This is a genomic window from Hymenobacter volaticus (genome assembly GCF_022921055.1).
GTDB lineage: Bacteria > Bacteroidota > Bacteroidia > Cytophagales > Hymenobacteraceae > Hymenobacter > Hymenobacter volaticus.
In genome coordinates this window covers 4,189,901-4,213,847 of sequence record NZ_CP095061.1, presented here as the reverse complement: position 1 = coordinate 4,213,847, position 23,947 = coordinate 4,189,901, and the positions used below count along the sequence as shown (strand labels likewise).

20 protein-coding genes and 1 pseudogene are annotated in these 23,947 nt (G+C 55.7%); 13 read left to right on the top strand and 8 right to left on the bottom strand.

Translation table 11 applies throughout. The features are described from left to right. The first annotated feature begins 373 nt into the window (after positions 1–373). From MUN86_RS31265 to MUN86_RS18305, 9 genes and pseudogenes are all read left to right on the top strand, one after another. Positions 374–496 carry a hypothetical protein gene (locus tag MUN86_RS31265; protein ID WP_280640534.1) on the top strand — a complete coding sequence of 41 codons (123 nt, stop codon included), beginning with the start codon at positions 374–376 and terminating at the stop codon, positions 494–496. 29 nt (positions 497–525) lie between these two features. Beyond that, on the top strand, positions 526–1,032 hold the full coding sequence (locus tag MUN86_RS18340; protein WP_245119493.1) for a LutC/YkgG family protein: 507 nt from the start codon (positions 526–528) through the stop codon (positions 1,030–1,032). A gap of 54 nt (positions 1,033–1,086) precedes the next feature. Then, positions 1,087–1,794, top strand: coding sequence for a UDP-2,3-diacylglucosamine diphosphatase (locus MUN86_RS18335; protein WP_245119492.1), 708 nt, complete (start codon positions 1,087–1,089; stop codon positions 1,792–1,794). A 79-nt stretch (positions 1,795–1,873) separates the two neighbouring features. Continuing rightward, on the top strand, positions 1,874–2,284 hold the full coding sequence (locus MUN86_RS18330; protein WP_245119491.1) for a hypothetical protein: 411 nt from the start codon (positions 1,874–1,876) through the stop codon (positions 2,282–2,284). Next, on the top strand, positions 2,251–2,721 hold the full coding sequence (locus MUN86_RS18325) for a hypothetical protein (protein WP_245119490.1): 471 nt from the start codon (positions 2,251–2,253) through the stop codon (positions 2,719–2,721). Before MUN86_RS18330 ends, MUN86_RS18325 begins: the two co-directional genes overlap by 34 nt. A 370-nt stretch (positions 2,722–3,091) precedes the next feature. Beyond that, a complete protein-coding gene (locus MUN86_RS18320; protein ID WP_245119489.1) occupies positions 3,092–4,255 on the top strand; it encodes a zinc-dependent alcohol dehydrogenase in 1,164 nt (387 codons plus the stop codon). Positions 4,256–4,584: 329 nt separating this feature from the next. Continuing rightward, entirely contained in the window at positions 4,585–6,135 is a 1,551-nt protein-coding gene (locus MUN86_RS18315; protein WP_245119488.1) for a regulatory iron-sulfur-containing complex subunit RicT, read from the top strand. Then, positions 6,089–6,400, top strand: a pseudogene (locus tag MUN86_RS18310) (gliding motility lipoprotein GldH family protein); the annotation flags it as partial. The gene MUN86_RS18315 and the pseudogene MUN86_RS18310, both read left to right, overlap by 47 nt. A 104-nt stretch (positions 6,401–6,504) precedes the next feature. Beyond that, complete coding sequence (locus tag MUN86_RS18305; RefSeq protein WP_245119487.1) at positions 6,505–6,642, top strand: gliding motility lipoprotein GldH family protein; 138 nt, start codon at positions 6,505–6,507, stop codon at positions 6,640–6,642. Between the two features lie 122 nt (positions 6,643–6,764). Here MUN86_RS18305 and MUN86_RS18300 read toward each other — a convergent pair whose 3' ends face one another. Further along, positions 6,765–6,962: a cold-shock protein gene (locus MUN86_RS18300; RefSeq protein WP_245119486.1), complete on the bottom strand. Its 198-nt coding sequence runs from the start codon at positions 6,960–6,962 to the stop codon at positions 6,765–6,767. 188 nt (positions 6,963–7,150) lie between these two features. Here MUN86_RS18300 and MUN86_RS18295 point away from each other — a divergent pair, with 188 nt between their 5' ends. Further along, on the top strand, positions 7,151–8,002 hold the full coding sequence (locus MUN86_RS18295; protein WP_245119485.1) for a hypothetical protein: 852 nt from the start codon (positions 7,151–7,153) through the stop codon (positions 8,000–8,002). A 63-nt stretch (positions 8,003–8,065) separates the two neighbouring features. Here the strand turns inward: MUN86_RS18295 and MUN86_RS18290 are convergent, their stop codons facing one another. The 3 genes from MUN86_RS18290 to MUN86_RS18280 all read right to left on the bottom strand — a co-directional run bounded on the left by MUN86_RS18290 (position 8,066) and on the right by MUN86_RS18280 (position 11,508). Continuing rightward, the gene (locus MUN86_RS18290; protein ID WP_245119484.1) at positions 8,066–8,959 is read right to left on the bottom strand and encodes a hypothetical protein; all 894 of its coding nucleotides are present in this window, start codon (positions 8,957–8,959) and stop codon (positions 8,066–8,068) included. Between the two features lie 173 nt (positions 8,960–9,132). Further along, positions 9,133–10,125, bottom strand: a complete 993-nt coding sequence (locus tag MUN86_RS18285) for a ComEA family DNA-binding protein (protein WP_245119483.1) — start codon at positions 10,123–10,125, stop codon at positions 9,133–9,135. 414 nt (positions 10,126–10,539) lie between these two features. Next, positions 10,540–11,508, bottom strand: coding sequence for a hypothetical protein (locus MUN86_RS18280; RefSeq protein ID WP_245119482.1), 969 nt, complete (start codon positions 11,506–11,508; stop codon positions 10,540–10,542). Positions 11,509–11,633: 125 nt separating this feature from the next. Here MUN86_RS18280 and MUN86_RS18275 point away from each other — a divergent pair, with 125 nt between their 5' ends. Continuing rightward, positions 11,634–12,218, top strand: a complete 585-nt coding sequence (locus MUN86_RS18275; RefSeq protein WP_245119481.1) for a DinB family protein — start codon at positions 11,634–11,636, stop codon at positions 12,216–12,218. Between the two features lie 27 nt (positions 12,219–12,245). On the opposite strand, the gene MUN86_RS18270 is transcribed toward MUN86_RS18275, so the two are convergent. From MUN86_RS18270 to MUN86_RS18260, 3 genes are read right to left on the bottom strand one after another with little or no spacing between them, the layout of a single operon-like run. Beyond that, entirely contained in the window at positions 12,246–13,010 is a 765-nt protein-coding gene (locus MUN86_RS18270) for a fatty acid desaturase family protein (protein ID WP_245119480.1), read from the bottom strand. Between the two features lie 45 nt (positions 13,011–13,055). Further along, positions 13,056–13,736: a DUF4166 domain-containing protein gene (locus tag MUN86_RS18265; protein WP_245119479.1), complete on the bottom strand. Its 681-nt coding sequence runs from the start codon at positions 13,734–13,736 to the stop codon at positions 13,056–13,058. A gap of 31 nt (positions 13,737–13,767) precedes the next feature. Then, on the bottom strand, positions 13,768–14,637 hold the full coding sequence (locus tag MUN86_RS18260; protein ID WP_245119478.1) for a DoxX-like family protein: 870 nt from the start codon (positions 14,635–14,637) through the stop codon (positions 13,768–13,770). A 246-nt stretch (positions 14,638–14,883) separates the two neighbouring features. Between MUN86_RS18260 and MUN86_RS18255 the strand changes: the two genes are divergently transcribed. Both MUN86_RS18255 and MUN86_RS18250 read left to right on the top strand, forming a co-directional pair. Further along, a complete protein-coding gene (locus tag MUN86_RS18255) occupies positions 14,884–21,165 on the top strand; it encodes an alpha-2-macroglobulin family protein (RefSeq protein ID WP_245119477.1) in 6,282 nt (2,093 codons plus the stop codon). 264 nt (positions 21,166–21,429) lie between these two features. Continuing rightward, complete coding sequence (locus tag MUN86_RS18250) at positions 21,430–21,690, top strand: hypothetical protein (RefSeq protein ID WP_245119476.1); 261 nt, start codon at positions 21,430–21,432, stop codon at positions 21,688–21,690. A gap of 269 nt (positions 21,691–21,959) precedes the next feature. On the opposite strand, the gene MUN86_RS18245 is transcribed toward MUN86_RS18250, so the two are convergent. Next, the gene (locus MUN86_RS18245; RefSeq protein ID WP_245119475.1) at positions 21,960–23,780 is read right to left on the bottom strand and encodes a glycoside hydrolase family 2 protein; all 1,821 of its coding nucleotides are present in this window, start codon (positions 23,778–23,780) and stop codon (positions 21,960–21,962) included. Between the last annotated feature and the right edge of the window lie 167 nt (positions 23,781–23,947).

The window sequence follows — 23,947 nt, the reverse complement described above, 5'->3', positions numbered from 1 at the left end:
TATTCTTTCTTCATGTTAATTCCTTTCAAGCGTAAAATTAAGCTATAAATGCCAATTAAACATGACTTAATGGTTATGAAATATAGGATATAATGTAGTAAGACAAAAACAAATATGACTGTATTATATCAAGTTCAGTTAATGTTATATGATATTACATTTTAAGACTATTATTATAAAAGTCTCGGCTACTTAAATGACACTGACTACCCTATTGAAAGATACCCTTGAGGCAGAGTGAAAAGCTTACATCACGTGCTGTGAATTCAAATCAGCATCATAATCCACTTGCCGATTGCTGGACTTCTGAATGCATCAGGGTTTTGCAGTGTAGTTAGCAGCTTCTACCTTAGAGCTTAATTACCTTTGAGCTATGTCTGAATCCTCCCGCGATATTATTCTGCGCCGTATCCGCGAATCGCTACAGCAGCCTACTCCTTCTAAGCCTGCGCCCGATTTTACGGCTCCTCTACACCCAAAGGCCCCGGCGACTTAGCCGTTGCGTTTGCTGAAAGCTTTGTGCGAGTGGGAGGGCAACTGTATTTCTGCGAATCGGAGGAGCATTTCTACGATCAGCTTTTTACCTACAAAAAGGAAAAAGAGCTGGAACATCTTTATGTATGGGAGCCAGAATTGAAAAAGATGCTGCACGCTGGTGGCCTCGTTTTCAATCAGGATGAAGGCGACTTTGTTGACCACGCCGACGCGGGGCTGACTACCTGCGAAGCGTTGATAGCTCGTACGGGCAGCGTGCTCGTATCGGCCGCCACGAGCAGTGGGCGCCGCCTCAGTATCTATCCCGATCAGCACTTGGTAGTGGCCCGCACGTCGCAAGTAGTGGCCGATATTAGTGATGCGCTACGCAACTTGCAGCAGAAATACGGCCCCGAGCATCTGCCTTCGATGATTTCGCTTACCACGGGCCCCAGCCGCACGGCTGATATTGAAAAGACTCTTGTGCTCGGTGCCCACGGCCCGCGCAGCCTTGCTCTGTTTTTACTGGATGACGAAGCCGCCACCTCGCCTGCCTGATTTGACGTTGCCCCTGGCCAGCGCGTATATTTTGCTTCCGATTTCCATCTTGGAGTGCCCGATGCCGCCAGTTCGCTGGCGCGCGAGCGACGTATTGTGCGCTGGCTAGATTCTGTTGCGCCTGATGCTGCCGCCATCTACCTGCTCGGCGACATCTTCGACTTCTGGTTTGAGTATCGGCACGCCATTCCACGGGGCTTTATTCGCTTGCAAGGCAAACTCGCGGAGCTGACTGACGCTGGGGTGCCAATTACATTTTTCACGGGCAACCACGATATGTGGATGTTCGATTACTTCACCGAAGAACTTGGTATCCCTATCCTGCGTCATCCGGTTAGCCAACAGATTGGAGGGCGCGAATTTCACATTGGGCACGGCGACGGGCTCGGACCGAAAGACCATACCTACAAAATACTGAAGCGTATTTTCGCCTCGCCGGTGGCGCAATGGCTGTTTGCGCGATTGCACCCCAACTTTGGTATTGGCTTGGCAAATGGCTGGAGCCGTCGTAGCCGGATTCAGAACACCAAGGAAGATGAAAAATATTACGGCGACGAGGAGTGGCTGCTGATTTACTGCCGGGAACTGGAAAAGCTCTTTCACCACGATTATTACGTATTTGGCCACCGCCATCTACCAATAGACGTAGCAGTAGCTCCCGGGAGCCGGTACATGAACCTCGGCGAATGGGTCAATTATTGCTCGTATGGCGTGTATGATGGCACTGACCTGGTTCTGCAGCATTTCGAGACTAAGCAGTAAGCTGCACGGGCAGCATCTTCTGCCCATAGTTCTACTGCTTGCTGCTTTTGGGGTATCGCCAACTCTTGCTCAAACCACTGTGCCTACTCCAGCATCGGTGGCGCCTCCTGGTCAACAGCCCGCTCCTGCCCAAGCACCGTCTTCGGTAGCAAAGCCTGGCGAAACTCCTCCGGCTATTGCTTCTTGGACGCTGGTGCGCAGTGTTGCCTTGCCGCGACCCGGAGTAGCTTCGTTGGATCGGCGTGGCACTTTGTATGTGGCCGATGCCCAAAACAATGTGCATCAGTACGGTCCCGACGGCCAAGCCCTCAACACGTACTCGCCGCCGCAGCCGGGCCACGTAGCCCAAATTGAAGCTTGGAATACCACCAAGGTTCTGGTGTTCTACGACGACCGGCAGGAACTCTTGATGCTCGACCGGTTTGCTGCCCCATCAGCCAACTTAACCTATTGGATTTGCTGGAAGGTACTGCCCGCGCCGCCACGCTAGCTCCCGATGACCGAATATGGCTACTGAACGAATCGGACTTGACACTACGCCAGTTCGATCCAACGCAGCCGCGCAACACCCGCAATACGCCCCTGGATCTGCTTATCGGCCGTTCCCGTCCCGATTTTCGTTTTCTGCGTAAGTATCAGAACAATCTGTATTTGGTTGACCGAGTGAATGGGATTTATGTGTTCGATAACTTGGGCAACTACCGCAAAAAGTTGCCCTTTCTCAACCTTACTACTATTGGCTTTCAAGGCGACGAGTTGTATTTCTTAGCCGATGGAGCCTTGCAGCTTTTTCACCTTTATAACCTCACACAGCGCGCCTTGGCTTTGCCGGTACCAGCTGCCGACGTGCGGCAAGTGCTGCTAGGGGAGGGCTACGCTTACATTTTCACGTCGGCTGGTATCCAAGTATATAAGCTGGGCGCATAAACCAGCCAACAAATAGCAGTACTACAATTTTGTGGGGCAAAACCGCCATGCCACGCTAGGGGTAGCGGTTTCAGTTTAATAACAAGCAGAGCTTCAGTGGTGTACTCGTTATTACACTGCTATTAGTGGGTACATACTAGATTCTGGCATTATTGGCGATGAAAAGCAATTGCTTGGCTTTGTAGATAATGTGTAACCTGTTTATAGATAGTGTATTATGGGTTTTAGAGTTGTGTAGCATGGTAGCTTTGTAAGTCGCAACTAGGTAAAGAGGGGAACGGAACAACAACTCTGGCTTAAGCGCCACCGTTAGCCTTGCATTGGCTTCGGCCGCTCTGCTCCTCTTCTACATCCAAAACCTAACCTAGCTATGAAAGCACTCGTGTATCATGGGATGAAAGACGTTCGCGTCGACACCGTAGATGACCCTAAAATTGAAGATGCCCGCGACGCCATTATTCGCGTCACGAGCACAGCTATCTGCGGTTCCGACTTGCACATTTACAACGGCAGCATCCCACAGCCTCGTCCTATGGTGCTAGGGCACGAGTTCATGGGGATAGTAGAGGAAGTAGGTAAAGGAGTTGGCAATAAACTCAAAGTCGGTGACCGGGTGGTAGTGCCGTTTCCTATTGCGTGCGGTACTTGCTATTTCTGTAATCATGAGTTGCCCGGGCACTGCGAAAATTCCAACCCTGAACATTATGGCCCTGAGGGAGGACTGATGACCGAAAAAGGCGGTGCCCTCTTTGGGTACACCGATATTTATGGAGGCTACAACGGCGGCCAAGCCGAGTTTGTGCGCGTGCCCTACGCCGACTTTGGCCCGCGCGTTATTCCCGATTCTCTGACCGATGAGCAGGCATTGTTTCTGACCGATATTTTCCCAACGGGCTACTCCGGCATCGATTGGGCTGATGTGAAAGGTGGCGAGTTCATTGCCATTTTCGGGTCGGGGCCGGTGGGTATTATGGCTGCAAAGTCGGCATGGCTGCGCGGGGCGGCACGCGTCGTGCTCGTCGATACGCAGCAGTATCGCCTTGATAAAGCCAAGAAGGCGACGAACTCGGAAATTATTCTGTGGGAAAACGCTAAGGATGTAGTACAGCAAATCCGGGATATGAGCGAAGGCCGCGGCGCCGATGTATGTGTAGAGTGCGTAGGTTTCGAGCCCGACCGTGACCTGCTCGACCGCGCCAAAGCCGTACTAAACCTCGAAAAAGGCTCGCCGAAAGTGCTGGAAGCTTGTATGAGCGCCGTACGCCGCGGCGGTGTCGTGACGGTGTTGGGCGTGTATAGCTCGCCCTTCGACAATTTCCCTATCCACCAGTTCTTCGATAAAGGTATTACTATCCGCGGTGGCCAAGCACCCGCGCAAAAGCACATCGACAAACTACTCCAATATGTGATAGAAGGCAAAGTAGTGCTCGACGACATTATCTCGCACCGCCTGCCACTGTCAGAAGCTGCCCACGGCTACGACATCTTCCGCAACAAAAAGGACAACTGCTTGAAAGTGGTGCTGAAGCCTTAGGCTCCCCTACTTTGTTGTGCTACAAAGAAGCCTGCATCTAGCAGGCTTCTTTGCGTTTAAGTAGGTAAGGAACTGTTGAGACATGGCTAGCGGCGCAGTTTAGTCTATTGTTTTTGACCCCGGATCAGAGTTAAACGGGTCAGGCTGAACCCCGCTTTCGAATTATGTATCTTTGTAGAAACTGAATTTTCGCGGCGCCTGACGCTGCTTCACTATATAGATCTTTCGCTGTGGCTTGTACTTCCTGTTCTACTGGCGGTGGCTGCTCTACTACTACCTCGGGCTGTGGCTCGAAAGGCAGTTGTAGTAGTGGTTGTACCCGTCTTAATGTGTTCGACTGGCTCCAGGATCTGGACACCCCTAGTGACTTCAAAGGCTTTGATGTTGTAGAGATCCGCTTCAAGGGCGGACGCAAAGACTTTTATCGCAATACCCATCACTTACCACTGGTCACTGGCGACGCGGTGGTAGTGGAAGCAGGTGGCAATGGCTGGCATTTGGGCCACGTTTCGCTCAAGGGCGAATTGGTGCGCTTGCAGATGAAAAAGAAGAAAGTGCCTCTCGACTCCAAAGACATCCACAACATCTTGCGCGTGGCTACCGAGCCGGATATGGAGCGCTGGAACGCTGTGCGCGACCTAGAAATGGGTACCATGTTCCGGGCCCGTACCGTGGTCGATGAGTTGCACCTGCGCATGAAGCTTTCCGATGTGGAATACCAAGCCGACCGCACCCGCGCCACCTTCTTTTACTCTGCCGAGGACCGGGTGGACTTCCGGGACCTGATTAAGCGCCTCGCCGACGAGTTTCGCGTGCGGGTAGAGATGCGCCAGATTTCGCTGCGCCATGAGGCCGGCCGCCTCGGTGGCATTGGAGTGTGCGGCCGCGAGCTTTGCTGCTCTACCTGGCTAACCGATTTCAAGAGCGTAAGCACTACCGCTGCTCGCTACCAAAACCTCAGTCTGAACCCGGCTAAGCTTTCCGGCCAATGTGGCCGCCTTAAGTGCTGCCTCAACTACGAACTCGACACCTACCTCGATGCACTGAAGGATATTCCGCAGGTGCAGCGCCCACTGCAAACTGAGAAAGGCGACTACGTGCTGCAAAAGACCGACATCTTCAAAAAGAAAATGTGGTTTGCTGTGCGCGGCGACAACAACTGGGTGGTTCTGCCTACTGAGCGCGTGCGTGAGGTGCTAGAAATGAACAAGCGCGGCGAGAAAGTGGAAACGCTGTTGGTGCCCGTGCGCGAAGAAGAGAAAGCGCCCGAAGTAACGGCCATCGTAGAGGGCTCATTGGAGCGTCTCGACGACAAAATCAAGTCAGGTAAGCGCAGCAAGCGGGGTAAAAAGAAAAATAAATCCGAGGATGCCGTAGCGGCTTCAGTTGCTCCTCGCGAAGGAGGTAACCGGCCGACCAGCACTGCCCGGCCTGTGGCTGCGGCCAACGAGCCTGTTGTGGTAGCAGCACCAGAGCCAGCCGCGAGTGGTGAAGAACCGCGTCGTCCGCGGGGAGCAGCGGCCCGGCCCCTAAACCGGCGCAACAACCGCAACCGCTCCAGCAACTCCGCCGACGGAACCCGTGGCGAAGGGCAGCCGCGCACTAGTGAAGGCAAACGGACCTCGACAGTTGAGGGCAGCAAACCTGCCGGTAGCACCGAACCCCGCCCACCACGCCAAGGCGGCGAGCGTCGCGGTGGAAGAGGAACTGCCACGCCGGGAGCCGGAGAAGGTGGAGCCAGCCGCCCTAGCGGTGCCGAAGGCAGCGCCAACGCCGGTCGTCCGCCTCGCGAAGGAGGCCGTTCGGGCCGGCGGGGTGGTGGGCGTCGTCCGGATGGGGGCGCTCCTGGTTCGCCTTCTGCTTCTCCCGCTGCTTCCTAAGTTGCCTTTACTATCTATGCGTACGTTTCGTTTGTTGCCGGCCCTTGGGCTGTTTTTGAGTGTGCTGTTAACTGCCTGCGACCCGAACCAGGTGTATGAGAAGAACATTGATTTCGACAATTACACGTGGTCAGTGAAGCAGAAGCCAGCCTTTACGTTTGATATTGCAGATACCACCCAGCGCTACGATGTGTACTTCAACATTCGCAACGCGTCGTCTTATGGGTACTACAACTTGTATGTGAAGCACACCCTCACCGACCCGGCCAACAAGCAAGTGTCGCAACTGTTGCACCAGATGCTGCTGATGGACCCCCAAACGGGGAACCCCGCGGCAAAGGCACCGGCGACATCTACGACCATCAGTTTTTGGCGCTTCCCAACCAGAAATTTCAGCGGTCGGGTACTTACAAGATTGTGCTGGAGCAGTACATGCGCCAAAACCAACTACCGGGCCTGATGGCAGTAGGAGTGCGGGTAGCGAAAGCAAAAGCCGCCACACCCTAAGCAACCCGTTTTCTTCCCGTAGAAAGCCCCGTTTGGCTAACAGTTCCGGCTTTTTTTCTAAAAAACAAAGACGCCCTGGTTTGGAAACCGGGGCGTCTTTCGTAGAGGGAAGCTTAAAGTAGCTATACTGCGATACGCTCTACTTTAACCGCGTTCAGACCTTTTTTGCCTTCGATAACTTCGAATGAAACGCGGTCATTCTCGCGTATTTCGTGAATTAAGCCTGTCTGGTGCACAAAAATATCCTGGCTGTTTTCATCCTGAATAATAAAGCCAAACCCCTTGGCTTCATTGAAAAACTTCACTTTCCCGGTTTTCATAAGGGTAATAAGGTTGATTTGGTAGTGGAAAGGGTAAAAAGATGCGGGTAAATCTAAGGGGTATTTTGGAACTCACCCAACGCAAGGGCACCAATTCCAACCCCAGCAACAGCAGAAGCGTAGCAGTAACTACCTGACTATCCTGCCTCAGTTTGGCAGTTGTTGATTCACCTCCTGCACGTTTGCTTATGGAACCTCAAGCTAATCCGAACCCCGACCACGCCACCCCGGCCGCTAACTCCACGCCGACAACACCTGCTTTCGACCCGCATGAGGTGCCAGGCAGCGAGGCTACCAACAGCATCACCGAGGCCTTTGCCGACGAAGACCGCACCGAAAACCAGCAGGCCAGCCCCGGCCGAGGCGAGTTTGGACCGCACGGCCACGGCCACACCCAAGGTGGCTATGGCAACCAATACCGCGCCGACGAAGTGTACGGCGGCCAGCTAAACCCCGCGCCTCCCACCCGCGGCAGCTACGACGGTGGCACAACCGAAAACAACACCGGCTCCGAAGCTAGCACCCCCACCAACCGTAGTTCTAGCTCGTTCGGGACTCAGCCGCAAACTCCTGCAAATGGCTCCACTGTCTCGCCCGACTACGCCAACGACAACGATGCCCCGCAGCACACGGGCGGCGGCTATAGCGAAGATTATGGCCGTTCGTCGTTGGTAGGAAGTGCGGCAGCTGGCAATGCTGGAGCCAACCTAACCGGCCAGCGCAATCAGGAGGAAGATGGCTACCTTCCCGCCGACTCCAAAGAAGTGGCAGAAACTCCTGGTGGCTTCCAGGCCGAGCCGGCCGCTGTACCCAACCAGCCGGCGGTATCGGGTGCCAACGAGTATACCAAATCAGATCCTGCCCGCGATGCCGACGAGTCGCGGACGGGCTATGTACGCACGGACGGTGAGCAAAGCGAGCAAGGCAATACGAGCACCGGTATTGGTAGCCGCGGTGGGTCTTACAACGACCCCGCTGGCCCCAAAACGGATGCCCCCGGTCAGTCAGGTCCTCAAAACACCGATCCGAAGGCGGAGTAGTTATAAGTGTATTAGCCGGTAGTTCAGACGAAAAGGGAAGCTAAATGACGTTACCGAACAGCGTTATTTAGTTTCCCTTTTCGTCTGGACTACCGGCTTTTTAGTTGCTTGATAAATACGGCCCTTTTCGTTGCTGAAGACGAAGGTGTTGTTGTCGAGGAAAGCAAGGGCCTCAGTTTGGCCGGAACTTGGAATGGGCAAGCAGCTTTTAGGACCGTCGAAAAGTCGACGACCGGGTTGGCGCTCTAATAAGTACACGTGACCGTAGCCAAGCAGGGCCACCGTACGGCTATCAGGGCTGAGGGCAGCGGCCGTTATCCAGGTATTGATTTTGATGCTGTCGAGAAGAGTAGCTACGTGGTAGCCGGGGCGGGCGGGCAGCGCGTACATCTTCACCCAATTGCTTTTGCTTCTATTTTTAGTGAACAGATAGAGACTATCTTGACGGTAGAAGAAAGCCTCGCAATCGAAGTTGCGCTCGGTTTTGCGAGGTGGGAAGGCGCGCTGGTCGGGGTAGCGGAAACGAATGGTATCAATCTGGCGCAAGCTGGTACCGCTAAGCCGATAGATGGCGAGGTTGCGACGCTTATTCTGATTGTTGCCGAAGTCGCCGATATAAATGCGACCCTCGTCGTCGCGCGTTAGATCTTCCCAATCGATATTGACCAGAGGACTCAGGTCGAGGGTTTGCAGCAAGTCGCCTTGCGGCGTGACTTTATAAAGAGACGCGGCCGTGCCACCGTCGCCGTGCGTCCACAGGTCGCCGTATTCGTCGGCTACGGCAAAGCCTGAGCTTTCCACCAATATGGTCTTCGACATTTTGCCTATTTGCCGCACCACATAATCTTGCCGCACCCGTGAAAAGTCGCCACGCCCTTCGTCTTGTGCGCACCCGCAGATAACGGATTGCAGAAACACCAAGACCGGGAATAGCTTATCGCGTAGCAGAAAGAACATTTTTTGGTATTGAAGTGAGATAGCAAAGCCGTAATAACCTCGGATGTATACGAAGCCATTTGTCAAGTGGCACAGTTTGGTTTCCTCCGTTTAAATTGGAGCTTCAACAAAGAACACACTGAGGTTCGAGCTAATGAGGAATCAGAGAGCTAGCTGATGCGCCAAATAAATGCTCACTTAATCACTACGTAAGGTTGAAGCTTGGCAAACGTGACCTCATCGAGAATACGGATTTGACGCAAGTCGGCGGGTTGGCGGAAGGGGCCGTGCTGCTGCCGATAGGCTACCACCACCCGGGCTAAACGTTTGCCCATGTAAGGATGGCCCTGTAGTACCTCGAACGGGGCATTGTTTACATCGAGCGAGCTAGGCGTGAAACCGGGGCGCACGAACGTGTATTTACGCAAGCTGTCCACGAGGTCGGGCGCGTCGCGCAGGCTGTAGATTTCCGCTACTTGCTCTTCGTTTTGGAAGCCACCCAGGCGCTGACGATACTCCACTACCCGGGCCGAAAGGCCGCGTCCAATCCCCCGGATTTGCATAAGCTGTGTGGTGTCGGCAGAGTTAAGGTCGAACGGCTGCAAGTTGCGAGGCTTGCGAACGAACTTGCTGGCAGGCAACGCCATCGAAGCCCCCGTGGCGCTGGTATTGGTAGTCGGATAGCGGCTGGCATAGGTGCGAGCTTCGCGGGGCGGCAATTGCTCAGGCAATTGAATGTAGGGAGCCAACCGAGCGTAGGTGGTATCGGAGAGGCCATACGCTTTGCGAATTTGCTCCTTGGCCCGGAAGCCCCCCACGACATCACGGTACTTCACGAGTCTTTCGGCTAACCACTGCGGCAGGCCACGCGCTTGCCAATCTGTGCTCATAAAGCTATTGGGGTTGAATGGGGCAAGTGGAACCTGCGGCACGCGCACACGTGCCGGATAAGTACGGCGGGGGTAGCGACTGGCATATGTCGGCCTCTGTTCCCGTTGCGCAGCCAGGTCAGCTGCCAAGGCGTCTAGCTGTTGCTGATCCGCAGTAGGATCGTACGTGGTCAAATGCGGGCGTAGGAGTAGCGGCAGTGACAAAAACGCCACCAGTAAGCCCAACAGCACTGCAAAGCCAGATGTTTCGCGGCGTGAAAAGCCAAAATAACGACGAATCAAACGTCTAGGCTTCATATAGTAGAGTATTCAATAAGTAAAAAATATAGCAGGCTTATCAATAAGCTATTTAGAAATTGATCTGGCAATGAGCTTCCTTTTCATTTAAAGGGCTACGTGTGAATGCGCACTGCCATTAATCAACCAGCCTGTTCTGCTGAGCTTGACGAAGCATCTGATATGCTGACGTCGCCAAAGGTATTGTCATGCTGAGCGCAGCCGAAGCATCTCGCGTGCCGAGGTTGTAATAGAAAGGAGTTTACCACACGAGCCAGATACTTCGACAAGCTCAGCAGGATGGTCACTGGCATGAGGTGCCACATGCTCAGTAAGACCGTTCAGGTAGGCAATTACTTAGGATCATCTTCATCCGAGAGAAGTTAGTTGCAATATTCAAATCCTACTTTCTATTTCAAGGCACTGTTGGTTGTATCACTTTCTGATTTTAACGTCTACCTCATACCGATAACGGGGCGGGCCACCGAGAGGGATGGCGAAGAAGGGCAAGGCCACATCGTACTGATCGGTAACGTAGAATACCAGGTCGTTGCCTTCTTTGGTGAGAGACGTGAGACGCATGTCCAGTGAGAGGCCATGCTCCTTGTCGCTGATGGGGTGTACGCTCCGGGCCCATACGTTGTCTTGGCTGACTTCGGCCGGGTGCCCATTTTTGGCCACGCTGAATATTTTGATGCTCACGTCGCCATCCAAGTCGAAGTTGCTTTGCCGGATACTCACCACCCGGTCGTTGACGAAAGGGTAGAGGTGCGTGATAGCGCGCCGTTGCGGCACTAGCCGAAACGCGTATTCGTACGTGAAGGCATTGCCGCCCTCTACGGCAATATTCTGGGTGGGACTGGTGCTCAGAAAGTACCGATATAGGTTGCCATCGTCGCCGGATTTGCCCTGCGCAATGATCTTGAATACATAGCCGTCGAACTCAGGCACTAGCTCACCTTCCAGCGGATTGAGCGGCCCGAACGTGTACCACTTGTTGTCATACGCTTTGTCGACTCCGAACTTCACTTGCTTTAGCAAGGTGCCCGACCGGAAACCGCCTTTTGGCTCAGTGGCACGGGCATCAGGCCCAGAGTGGGCACCAGTGCCCCCGTACAAGCTGAACTCGGTGGTAGTGTTCCAGTTGAACCGCATTTCATCGAACTGACCTCCACAGTCGGGGTCGAAAACGCGGATGTAAACGGGCTGCCGGTTTTGCTTCGGTATCAGAAAAAAGAAGGTTTGTGTGAAGTCGTCGTCGCCCCAGCTTTTATCGGCTTGCGCTCCGAAAGTAACGAGCGAGGCAATGTTTTCGCCGGGGTTTGGTACGGCCTGCGCCAGTGCTAGGCCGCTTCGTAGCAACGTCAGGAACAGGCAGAAAATAGAAACTTGAAAAGCACGCATGATGGCAAGATACCGGGATTTTAGGATGAATCCGTTTAGGTCCGCAATCAGCATTGCCGATGCCAATTGTGGCCCGTATCATTACATACTGGTTTGCTGCCCCTTTCCATTCGCCTATCCCTCGTATGAGTCAGACTCCTATCCGTACCGTTGACTTTTTCGATATTTTGAGCGCCGACCTCGCTCGGCTGCGCGATATAACGCAACGGCGGTTCCGGCCTCTCTCCGACGACCAACTCAATCGCCGGCCGGGCCCTGACAAATGGAGTGTTGGGCAGTGTTTAGAGCATCTTAACATTGTGGGCGGCCTCTATTTGCCTACTATCACACGCAAGATACACCAAGCCCAGGAGCGCGGTAGTACGCCCGATGAAACCGTAAAGCACGGCTTCATTGGGCGCAAAATGACCGAGGCCATGCGGACGCCCCCGAGCCAAAAAGCCATGAAAGCGCCCCAGCAATACGCCCCGACTGGCGCGCGTCTACCCCGCACAGTGGTGGAAGTATTCAGTCGGCAACTCGATGAGTTGGAGGTCTTGTTAAGACAAGCTCGCCGCGTGAATGCCAATTCCATACGAATCCCCAATCCTATTATCCCGTTGCTCTGGCCTCGCCTCACGGATGTGGTAGAAATGCTCGTCGAGCACATGAAGCGCCACGTCGCTCAGGCCGAACGGGTGCTGGACGGAAAGCCGGGTAACGGAAAGTAAAGGGCGGCCAAAAAGCGGACCGACTTGCTAGTGATGATCTTCCTCGGGTGGCGGGGGTAGCTCGGCAGCGGCGCGGTGCAGCAAGGCGGTCGGCACGCGCGGGTAATGGTGATGCACGTGGTGAAAGGCAAACGACGAAACCACCGGCGTCCAGACTTGCGCCACGGCCGCTGCCGCCCGGGCAGCAGGATTGCGCGAGGCTACGTGGTGGGGTATGTAGGATGCCCAAACCGGCATGGTGGCACTCATGAGAAAGGCAACGCCCCAGTAAATAATTCCCACCAACGAGCCCGTTAGGAAGTACAGCGCCACGAAAGCAACCAGCAGAACTACCGTAAAGGCGGTTTCCAGCAGTTGAATGCGGCGGGTATTTGGAGCAATGCGTAACGACTCGCGGCGAAGCATCAGGATGTGCCAGGGGCCTTGCCATAGCACGCGGGAGAACTGCCACGTGGCAGGGGCACCTTCGGGGTCGTCTTCGGTGAGGCAGCGGCCATGATGACGTAGGTGCGTAACCTGCATGGCGTGGCCACTTTTGAGGATGAGCAAGGCGCTCAGCGTCAGGATTCGCTCATTAATAGGTTTGGGCAGCCCCAAGGCGTTGTGCATGGCATCGTGCATCTGTACGAAGGCGGCCAAGCACACAGCTACTGCTACCGGCACCGCTAGCCACCACCAGCCCGCTAGCGCCAGCCCTACATAAAGTGCGGCCAACACCCAAGGACGCGCCAACTCCACCCTGCGTTGGTTGGCGGTCAGCTGTAAATGCGCAGAGCTAGCAGTGGTTTTCATTGAAGAGAAGAACTATAAAGGAAGAATTACGATAGACAAATCGTGTTACTCACGCCGCTCGTGGCGGCGGGGTAGGGCGTACGCTGGAATCTGGTCGGGGCCGACCGACTGCCAGCGGGGTCGAAAAGAGCCGTAGTAGCCGAAGAACTTGCCGAATACCTTGTTGCGCACTTCCACCTGGATTCGGTAGCAGTCGGCGGCATCGTCGTACCATTCTTCCACTTCCGCGAGGCCCGAAAATAGCATGGGGAAGCGAAAATTCAGAGGGCCTTCGTAGAAGCGCTGCTCACCGGAGCGCAACTGCAAGCCACCCCGCGCCGTCACGGCCAAGTCGATATCAACGGCGAGGTGCTGGTGGGTGCCTAAGTAATCTACTATACAGGCGCGCTGCTGGCTGCGAATCATGGTGGCATCGAAGCAGCGGGTATGCTTCGGGAATTGAAAGCGCCGAATCCAGGTCACTGTTTCGCGGCCAAGCGGATCGAGATACGCGTAATTTTCGATGCGGAAAGGAATGTTCTGGCCGGCGTCGGGAAACATGATATTGCGCAGCAACCCCACCCGCAAAAATGGCTGCGTATAGAATGGTCCGTGCCACACCCGCTCCATAGTGCCTTCGCCAATAAAAGCCCGTTGGTGCTCACTGGCAAACGCCAGCCGCTCCTGAATGCGGGGGTGAAGCCGTTGAAATTCGGAGCCAAGTTGCTGCTGATAGATGGATTGCATAAGAAAGTAGAATAGGGACAGTAGAACCTAATTATTGGGGTGGCCGACGCAGGCAACGGCGGGCGCTTGGCAACTCCTCAGAAAGTGTGAGCAAGCCAATGGCGGCCAGCGCCATCATGCACAGGTTAAGAGTAAGCGGATTAAAAGGCGCTACAAACACCATCGGTTGGCTGACCAACGCTCCGGCACCTAGTACCAGTAACCCCACCATATTGAGCAGATACACCAGGCGCAGGCCGCGGCGGGGCAACAGCCAAAACAGCAGCCCAAACACGATTTCGCCCACGCCTACGGCGGTTGCTATGCGGTGCGCTGCAGTAAGGGAGAAGCCAGCACCTTGCAAAATGCGTAGCTCGCCAGTATCCGGAAACAATAGCTTGGGCACTACGCCCTGGTAAATCCAGCTTAGCCCGAGCACCAGCCGTACCAGCCACTGCATAAGCGCGAGTCGCACCGACACCGCCGGCCGGATGCCTTTTTCCAGCCATAGCCGCAGACAATCAAAGCTCCAAGCGGTGGCCCACCCAATAAGCGACCGAAACGCCAGCCTATCGACCACGGCACCGGGCAGACCGAAGCGAGTTTGGTAGTCGTAGCCGGTGAGGAAGCGCAGGCCGTTGTCGGTGGGAATGTATTTCCAGTAGCCCGCGCCGGTTCTAATCAACGACAGCCACTCATCCGACCAGAACTTGAGGACCGATATTCGTTCGCCGTTTTTCTCTTTAGTGCCCATGCTTTCGCCCTTGCCCGCAATGCCCAGCCCAAAGCCTATGCGCGTAGCATAAAGAAACTGCTGAGGCTCAGTTTCGGTGGGGCGGGGTAGATAGGAGATTTCGCTGAAACGTAAGTCCCACTGCTGGTGCAACTCGGGCTGCTGAGTGTGCTCCCAAAGAGTCTCCATCGGGCAGTGGATGCGTGCCTCGACGTAAATGGGGAGATTTTTCAAATCGAGGAGCACCGCAGGGGGGCAATAGGATAATTACCATAGAAAGGTACTAATGACGAGCTAAGTAAACAAGGCGAAAGGGCTGATTTTTGAAGACGTTTAGTAACGGCTAGCAATATTTTTTTGTCCGGATCGTGTGGAATAGAGCTCGGCCGGGCATCTGAATTTTGTCAACTTCGCCCGGCTATTCAATTCCACCCCATGCGTTTCTTCCTGTTCAGCTTATTCGCCCTGCTCATGCTGTTCACTGCCGGCTCTTCGGCGCCCACGCCGCCCAGCAACGGGGCTAGTGCCGCCACCTGGAAGAAAATAGACCAGCTGCTAGCTAAAGCCCAAACTGCTTCGGCCGCCAAACTGCTGGAACCCATCTATCAGCAAGCCCGCCAGCGCCAGAACGCGCCGGAGTATTTGCGGGCCCTGCTCTACAAGTTACGGTTGCTGGATGCCAAAGAGGAAGAGGCCGATGAGAAGGCCATTGCCTTAGTGGAAGCCGACCTGAAGACTGCTCAGTTTCCGGCTCGGCCCATGCTGCATAGCCTCTTGGCCCAGCTCTACGCAAATTATTATCAGCAACACCGCTACCAATTCCTCGACCGTACCCGCGCCGCCAGTTCCGACTCCGCCGATGCCAGCGCCGCCGACCTGCGTACCTGGGACGCCGCCCGCTTCGGCAGCACCATCTTGCGCCACTACCGCGCCTCCCTCGCCGATGAACCCCGCCGTCAGCAGCAACTGCCACTGAAAGCCCTCGGGTACGCCATCCGGGGCGGCGACACCGAAGGCCGCGCCCTACGCCCCACGCTCTACGACCTGCTAGCCCACCGCGCCGTGGACGGTTTGCAAAACGACGAATACTATGTCACGCGCCCGGCCGAACAGTTCGAATTGAAAAACCCCACCTTATTTGGTTCAGCCTCTGATTTTGCCCGTTTGCCGCTGCAAGCTCCACAAGCCGATTCTTTGAATGGACAATTGCATGCCCTGCGTGTATTGCAGCAACTCACCACTTTCCGGCTCACCGATAGTAAAAACCTGGCGGCTTTAGTCGATGTGGACTTGAAACGTCTGCGCTTTGTACAGCAGCACTCGGAACTACCCGACAAGGATAGCCTCTATCAATCTGCCCTGACACGCACCGCCGAGGTGTATAAGGCGTTGCCGATTAGCGCGGAGATTTTATTTGAGTTAGCTAATCATCTAAATGAAAAGGAACCCGCCAAAGCCCGCGAAATAGCCTTGCTCGCTGAAAAGCGTTTCCCGGAGTCGTATGGGGCGCGGCAGGCGCAGATGCTGCGGCAGAATATGGAGCGAGTAGAACTGCGCTTCACCACCGAAAGCGTGGTGCTGCCCGGCCAACCGTGGCTACTGAGACTGAACGTTCGCAACGCGCCGCGGCTTTATGCCAAAGCGTACCGCGTGACGATGGCGCAGCGAATGCAGCAACTTAGCCAAGGAAATTACGAGGAAGAGCGCAACTTCTCGAAAACCTACGCCCGGGCCTTGGCCGCTAAGCCCGTGGCGGCGTGGGTACTTTCGGCGCCGGGCCCAATTGATTATAAAAACCACTCGGTACAGCACAGCGGCCCAGCCCTTCCGGTGGGGCACTACCTCATTGTGCTAAGCACAGCAGATGAAAACCCCACGAAAGAGCGAGCCGGCATAGCCACGGCTTACACCCAACTTGGGGTGAGTGAGCTTAGCGAAATACGCCGCCAATCTACCACGCAGGAAGGAGCAGAGCTGCTAGTGCTACATCGGCAAAGCGGCCAAACGCTGGCCGGAGTTCGGGCGCTGCCCTTGTTTCAATACTACGATCAAAAGGCCAAAAGCTACAAGCAACGGCGCGGCGACGCACAAACCAGCACCGCCGAAGGCCAAGTGCAGATTCCGGTAACATTCTCTCCGAGCCAGAACACGTTTTTACGGGCCATGCTCCTTTCTAAGGGAACTGATTCGCTGCTGACGCAGGAGGGTGGCTATTACGGCCCGCGCCAACCACGTCCCTCTGAGTTTCCGCAGCGCCACACGTTTCTTTACACCGACCGCGCCATCTATCGACCTGGCCAGACGCTCTACTTCAAGGGCATCCTGACCGAAACTTTGGCCGGAAAGTCCCAGATCCTTCCTAAGCTGCCCGTAACCGTGCGCCTGCTAGATGTGAACGGGCAAACAGTACAAACGCTGTCCTTCACCACCTCCGACTACGGCAGCTTCCACGGCTCAGTGCTGCTGCCCACGAGTCTGCTCAACGGGGAAATGAGTTTGCAAGTCGATAACGGCAGCGTGCAGTTTGCGGTGGAAGACTACAAGCGGCCCACGTTTCAAGTAACGGTGGAGCCGGCACAGGGAAGCCCCGTGTTGGGCAAAGAAGTGGTGGTACGCGGCAAAGCCACTGCCTACGCCGGCCAGCCTATTGATGGGGCCCGGGTGCAATACCGCGTAGTGCGCCGCACTTTTTGGCCGATGTTTGGGCGCGACTACGGCCGCACCTTCCGACCCGGTCTTGGCCGGAACGAAGAGGTGGAAATCAGCAATGGCACCACCCAAACAGATTCGACAGGAGGCTTTGAAGTGAAATTCGTGGCTAAGGGGGAGACACAAGGCAGCGCCAAGCGTGGCTTCTGGAACCCCGGCTACGTGTTCGAGGTAACCGCCGACGTAACTGATGCCGCCGGCGAAACCCGCACCGGCCAGCAGTCCGTTAGCCTCGGCAGCCAGGCCCTCACGCTCCGCTTCGACGTACCGGAGCAGTTAAACCGCGAGAACCTACCGTCCCTTCAACTGCTTAGCACCAATGCCACCGGCGAAGCCCGCCCCGCCCGCGGCCAGGTGCGTCTCTACCGCCTCACGCCGCCCGTCCGCGCTCTGCGACCCCGCGTGTGGGAACGGCCCGAGCGAGAAGCCCTGAGCCGCGAGGAATTTAAACGCGAGTTCCCGCTTGATGCGTACGCCAAGGAAGACAACGACAGCACCTGGACCCGGACCCTCGTGCTTACGCAGGATTTCAACACTGAGAAGTCGCCGCTATTGGCGAGCCTTTCCGCGCCGCTAGCCCAGCAGGCGCCCGGCCGCTACGTGCTCGAAGCCACGGCCCTAGTTGAAGCCGGAGCGCCCGCCGTTAAGGACGAGCATTATTTCACGCTCTATACGGCCACTGCCTCCACGTTGCCCGTGCCCACTCCTGACTGGTTTGTGAGTTTGCAAGACAGCGTAGTGCCTGGTAAGGCAGCGCGTTTCTTGGTGGGTAGCTCCGAACCAGGAGCCCGACTGCTCCTAGAAGCTGAGGCCAAAAGTGAAACCGTGCGCCGCGAGTGGCTGACGCTGCAAGCGGGGGAGCAGCGTGTGGTAGAAATTGAAGCTCCCGTTCAGCTGGATGGTGCGCAACTCCACGTTCACCTCACGCAAGTGCGCGACAACCGCCTCTATATCCACTCGGCCACTGTGCAGGTAACTATGCCGCCCGCGCCACTTGTGCTGAGTATTGCCACCTTCCGCGACAAGCTGCAACCCGGCCAGAAAGAAACTTGGCGTGTCACCATCCACCAGACGGGTGGCAAGCCGGCTGTTGCCGAGTTGCTGGCCTCGCTTTATGATAAATCATTAGATACTTTCCGGCCGCATTCCTTCATGGAGTTGCAATTGTCGACGCCGTATTATCCGGCCGAGCTGGCCTGGAATGGACAGTTTCAGACGCAGGAGTCGGAGGAATTATTTGAGCAGCAATACGCAGACACAGAGCAGGAGGATATCATATACCCACATATAAATATGTGGGGCTATTTAGGCGAGGATGATCTTTTTGAAACTGAACTGCCTGATCAGAAAGAATTAGCTGATAAAGTAGTCGGCCCACAAGTAGCGAAGGAGAACAATAGTGCAATGAGAATGGCCGCAGCTCCAGCTAAAATGTCGACTATAAAATTTACGCCGCCTGTTATTAAGAAGGATGAGGAAGTTGTAGCAGGTAATGCTGATACTATGATTGTCTCTAAGAATCCTGCGCCTGACCTAGCCAACGTACAAGCCCGCAAAGACTTCCGCGAAACGGCCTTTTGGTTGCCTGACCTGCGCACCAACGCTCAGGGCGAAACCGTGCTGGAATTCCAGATGCCCGAAGCTGTAACACGCTGGCAACTGCTGGCCCTGGCCCACGATCAGCAACTACATTCCGGGTTGCTGCGCCGCGAATTAGTCACGCAAAAGCAACTGCAAGTGACTCCCAACGCGCCGCGCTTCTTCCGGGAGGGCGACCAACTCGTCCTCACTGCCAAACTCAGCAACCTTACCACACAGTCTCTGCGCGGCACGGCTCAGCTCTTCCTACTCGATGCCCGCACCCAGCAACCCCTCGACGGCAAGCTGCTCAAAGGCCCAGCGCAAGTGAAGTTCGACCTGAAAGCCAACCAAAGTAGCGCCGTAGCTTGGAGCCTCGCCATCCCCGAAACCGCCGAAGGCCAAGTGCCGCTCGAAGCTGTAACCTACCGCGTAGTAGCGGAAGCGCAGCCAACTATGGAGAGCGAAGAAGGGAAATCTGCTGGTAAGGCTTCGCGCAAAACCAAGAGTGAGAAACGGAAAGCCAAGAGCGAACAGCTCGGAACTGTATCCGATGGCGAGGAAAATACGCTACCGGTGCTACCCAACCGCTTGCTCGTCACGGAGAGTTTGTCGCTGCCCATTGTAGGGTCCGCCACGCGCGAATTCGAGCTGAAGAAGCTCACGAGCACCACTTCGCCCACGCGCCGCAGTTACTCGCTCACGTTGGAAATGACGCAGAACCCTACTTGGTACGCTGTGCAGGCACTACCGTATCTGATGGAATACCCCTATGAGTGTTCCGAACAGGTGTTCAGCCGTCTTTATGCCAACTTAGTGGCCGCCAAAATTCTGGTTGGTAACCCGCGCTTCAAAACCGTGCTAGCCGAGTGGAACCGTGCCGCCCATGCCGGCGACAAAGTTGCCCTCACCAGCAAGCTAGAGCAGAATCAGGAGTTGAAACTCTTGCTGCTCCAGGAAACGCCGTGGGTGCGCGATGCCCAATCCGAAACCGAGCGGATGCGCCGCCTAACCGAGCTGTTTGATGAGACCCGCCTCAAAGCGGAAACCACCCGCGCCCTCTCTAAACTAGCCAAGATGCAGCAGCCCAACGGTGCTTTCCCGTGGTTCGAGCAGATGCCCGACGACCGGTATATCACCCAACTTATCGTGGCTGGTTTCGGCAAACTACAGAAGCTAGGAGCCCTGAACCTAGAGCAGGACGCGCAGGCCCGCCAAATCGTGAACCAAGCCGTGCTCTACCTCGACGGCCAACTTCAGCGCGACTACGAAGAGCTGCGCCGGCAGAAAGGCGTGGACCTGAAGCAAAATCACGTATCCGACACCCAGATTCAAGCTCTGTACGCCCGCAGCTTCTGGCTTACGCAGTCGGTCAGTCGGGAGGCTCAACCGGCTTTCGCGTATTATCAGCAGCAGGCCGCCACGTTTTGGCCAAGTCAGTCCCGCTATTTGCAAGCGCAAATTGCGCTGACTTTGCACCGCCAGAAAATACAGCCCGCTGCGGTGAAAGACATTCTCACGGCCCTCACCGAAAACGCCCTGCACAGCGAGGAACTCGGCATGTATTGGAAAGAGGTGCGCGGCGGCTACTACTGGCGCGAGGCACCCACCGAAACCCAGGCCACTTTAATCGAAGCCTACAGCGAAGTGCGCAACGACCAAAAGTCGGTCGATGAAATGAAGCTGTGGCTGCTTAAGCAAAAGCAAACCCAGAACTGGAATAGCACCCGCGCCACCGTCGATGCCTGCTATGCCCTGCTGCTCCGCGGCTCCGATTGGTTGCAACCTACCCAGCCTATTCAAGTGACAGTAGGAGGGGAGTCCGTAGTGCCCAGCAGCCAGCAAGCTGGTACGGGCTACTTCAAAACCGCGTTTTCGGCGGCGGAAATTAAGCCTGCCCAAGGAAAAGTAGTGGTCAAGAAAACCGACAACGGCGTAGCGTGGGGCGCCCTGTACTGGCAATATTTCGAGCAGCTAGACAAGATTACACCCGCCGCCACGCCACTACAGCTAGAGCGGCAACTGTATCGCGAGCAGCGCACCGCCGGCGGCCCGACGCTGGAGCGACTGACTACCGCCTCGCCGTTGCGGGTAGGCGACGTGCTAGTAGTGCGCCTTGTGCTGCGCTCCGACCGGGACCTGGAGTATGTGCATCTGAAAGATCAGCGCGCGGCGGGTCTCGAACTCATCAGCCAGACTTCCGGGTACCGCTACCAATCTGGCCTCGGGTACTATGAAAGCCCCCGCGATGCAGCCACCAACTTTTTTATTAGCTACTTTCCCAAAGGCACCCACACATTCGAGTACCGGCTGCGCGCCACCCAAAGCGGTGATTTTTCGGGCGGCCTCAGCCAGATTCAATGCCTCTACGCTCCGGAGTTTACGGCCCATTCCGCTGGCACTCGGGTGCAGATTGCCGCGCAGCCGTAGCCTTGCTGCCGCGGCTTAACGAAGCGCGAACAGCCGCAGTTTAGCATGGCTTTTTTAGCCGAAAAGCATTAGAGCGCGAACTTGCAAAACTGAGTTTGTAAACATTGGTATAAGAAGCGTAATCGCCCAAATGCGTGCTAGTCAGAGGTAATTCATTGGGGTGTTTTTTAACGCTATATAGAGAGTGCCAACCAGCAACTTTATGTGCAGCGTTGATTTTGCCACCGTAGGCGGTACCTTCGCCCCTTCATTAGACAACCGCATATGAAGATACGACTGATGATTGGGCTGGCTGGTTTGCTGCTTAGCAGCGCTCCAGTACTAGCTCAAAGCGACAAAAATGCAGCTTCTGTGACGCCGACCACCCTTCCCGGCGAAGAGAACCTCTCAGTTCAAGAACGTGCCGAGCGCGACTTTCTAATGCCCGTACGCCGCAAGCAGGCGGCGGCCATCAAGCATGTTGCCGAGCAGGAAGCCGCGGCTACGCAAGCTGCCACCGAGATGCTGGCGCGTACCCCGAACTGACCGAAGAAACCAAAGTCCCGGAGGCACTAACTGCCCCCAAAGCCGCCACTCCCCACCGCACCTATCACCGCAGTTCTTCGGCCCGTCGCAGCAGTTCTAGCCGCAAAAAGACGGTGCATCGCTCGTCGAGTAGCAAAAGCAAAGCTACCGCCAAGAAGCGCAGCACCCGTCGGCGCTAACTCCGCAATCGAAGCCAGTTGAAACAAGAGCGGCAGCCTCCTAGGGGCTGCCGCTCTTGTTTTGTGTAAGGAGCTGAAAGCGGGCGTTGCCTACTTCAGCTTCCAGTCTGCATAGAATTTTTGGAGGGTGTAGAACGCCTTTTTCCGTTCGCCACGGTCGGAAATCAGGCCTTTGCGGTTCCAATAGTCTTGGATGCTAGGGAGTGGCCGGCGAGGCGAGCGGAAGTCAGCCAGAATCCAGGGCGTGACGCCCCGCAGAAAGGGAATGCGCTTGATCATGGCCAACTGGTGCTGGTAGAAATTGTCCTGGAACTCCTCGGTGAACCGCGCCGTGGCTTCGCCGTGCATACCCGCCACGCAGTCGGCGCCAGTTTCGCTGATGATAAGCGGCTTGTCGTAGGTGGTTTGCCAGGTTATTTTATCGCAGTCCTCGATTTTGCGGCTGTACCAGCCGATGTACTCGTTGCAGCCCAGCACATCGAGGTACTGCCCCAGCGGGTCGTCAATCATCATGGTGTTTTCAGTGGCGTTGTGCACTTCCAGCGCGGCCGTGATGAGGCGGGTGTTGTCGAGTTGGCGGGCCGTTTCGATCTGGCTCTTCAGGAAGCTAAGGCGACTGTCGCTGAGCGGCGTTTCGTTGGCCATCGACCAGAGCACCACCGAAGCCTTGTTTTTATCCCGCGTAATCATCTCGGTAAGCTGCTGCTTGGCGTTAGCCAGCGTGGCCGGATTGGCCCAATCCACAGTCCAGTACACCGGAATTTCCGACCACACCATCAGGCCCATCTTATCGGCCAGGCGGGTCATATTTTCGTTGTGCGGGTAATGGGCCAGGCGCACGTAGTTGCAGCCTAGTTCCTTAGCCCAGCCGAGCAGGGTTTGGGCGTCTTCCATGCTGTAGGCCCGGGCGCCGCGGGTGGGCATTTCTTCGTGAATGCAAATGCCCTTGAGCAACACTGGCTTCTTGTTGAGCAAAATATCCGCGCCCTTGGTTTCGATGCTGCGGAAGCCGATTTCGTCTTCCACCTTTTCGCTGCCGCTCGTAATCTGCACCTTGTACAGCTTCGGGCTTTCCGGCGACCAGAGCTTGAGCTTGGCATTGCTCGAAAGCTTCACCATGCCGCTGGCGTCGGGGGTGCCGGTGAGCTTTACCTTGGCCTCCGGAATGCTGACCGTGACGGGTTGGGGACTGGTGCCGTTGGTTTTCACCCACACATCCAGCTTGTTGAGGCTGCCCTTAGCTAGTTGCACCGTATAGTCTTCCACAAACGTGGCGGGCACTTCCACTAGCTTCACGTCGCGGGTGATGCCGCCGTAGTTCCACCAGTCGGTGTTGGGAGTGGGCACGGCTTCCTTCAGGCGCTTGTCGTCGGCCTTCACCACAATAAAGTTGCCTTTCTCTTGCAGCAGGTCGGTGACTTCCATGTTGAACGGCGTGAAGCCGCCCACGTGGTGGCCGATTTTCTTGCCGTTGAGGTACACATGCGCATCATAATTTACGGCGCCAAAATGCACGAACACGCGGTTGGTAGCGGCTTTCTTGGTGTAGTCGAAGGCTTTCTTGTACCAGATAGTGCCTTCGTAGAGCTTCAAATCTTCACGCTGCGAATTCCAATCAGAAGGCACATATAGCTCGTCGGACGTGTCGAAGTTGTACTCCACTAGCTCCGTAGCGTCCTTGGGCTTGCGGTCCTTGAAGAAGCCGTTAGGGTCTTCGACCATGCGGTAGCTGTAGAAGCCGGTTTCGTACGGGTCGACGATGATTTTCCACTTGCCGTTCAGGCTGGTGGTAGCACGGTGGTCGATGTTGGTGATGAGGCTAGCCGTTTGGGCAAAGGTGCTCCCCCAACCGAAACTCAGCAGCGCGAGCAGTAAATAAGGTATCCTTGCTTTCGAGGAATGATAATTCATTGAGTCCGATTTGGTGTAGGAAAGTAAGTAGCCAGGGCCCACCGGAGCTGACCCCACCCCGGCCCCTCCCCTCCGGGAGAGGGGTGTGTTCTAATAAAGTTATTAGCTGACTATTTTCTCGTCTGGCACCCCTCTCCCGGGGGCGAGGGACCGGGGTGGGGTAAGAT

Excerpts from the sequence above, each read along its gene's own strand:
- MUN86_RS31265 (WP_280640534.1), top strand. The coding sequence starts at position 374 with ATGTCTGAATCCTCCCGCGATATTATTCTGCGCCGTATCCGCGAATCG.
- MUN86_RS18320 (WP_245119489.1), top strand. The coding sequence starts at position 3,092 with ATGAAAGCACTCGTGTATCATGGGATGAAAGACGTTCGCGTCGACACC.
- MUN86_RS18300 (WP_245119486.1), bottom strand. The coding sequence starts at position 6,962 with ATGAAAACCGGGAAAGTGAAGTTTTTCAATGAAGCCAAGGGGTTTGGC.
- MUN86_RS18295 (WP_245119485.1), top strand. The coding sequence starts at position 7,151 with ATGGAACCTCAAGCTAATCCGAACCCCGACCACGCCACCCCGGCCGCT.
- MUN86_RS18290 (WP_245119484.1), bottom strand. The coding sequence starts at position 8,959 with ATGTTCTTTCTGCTACGCGATAAGCTATTCCCGGTCTTGGTGTTTCTG.
- MUN86_RS18285 (WP_245119483.1), bottom strand. The coding sequence starts at position 10,125 with ATGAAGCCTAGACGTTTGATTCGTCGTTATTTTGGCTTTTCACGCCGC.
- MUN86_RS18280 (WP_245119482.1), bottom strand. The coding sequence starts at position 11,508 with ATGCGTGCTTTTCAAGTTTCTATTTTCTGCCTGTTCCTGACGTTGCTA.
- MUN86_RS18275 (WP_245119481.1), top strand. The coding sequence starts at position 11,634 with ATGAGTCAGACTCCTATCCGTACCGTTGACTTTTTCGATATTTTGAGC.
- MUN86_RS18270 (WP_245119480.1), bottom strand. The coding sequence starts at position 13,010 with ATGAAAACCACTGCTAGCTCTGCGCATTTACAGCTGACCGCCAACCAA.
- MUN86_RS18265 (WP_245119479.1), bottom strand. The coding sequence starts at position 13,736 with ATGCAATCCATCTATCAGCAGCAACTTGGCTCCGAATTTCAACGGCTT.
- MUN86_RS18260 (WP_245119478.1), bottom strand. The coding sequence starts at position 14,637 with ATGGAGACTCTTTGGGAGCACACTCAGCAGCCCGAGTTGCACCAGCAG.
- MUN86_RS18255 (WP_245119477.1), top strand. The coding sequence starts at position 14,884 with ATGCGTTTCTTCCTGTTCAGCTTATTCGCCCTGCTCATGCTGTTCACT.
- MUN86_RS18250 (WP_245119476.1), top strand. The coding sequence starts at position 21,430 with ATGAAGATACGACTGATGATTGGGCTGGCTGGTTTGCTGCTTAGCAGC.
- MUN86_RS18245 (WP_245119475.1), bottom strand. The coding sequence starts at position 23,780 with ATGAATTATCATTCCTCGAAAGCAAGGATACCTTATTTACTGCTCGCG.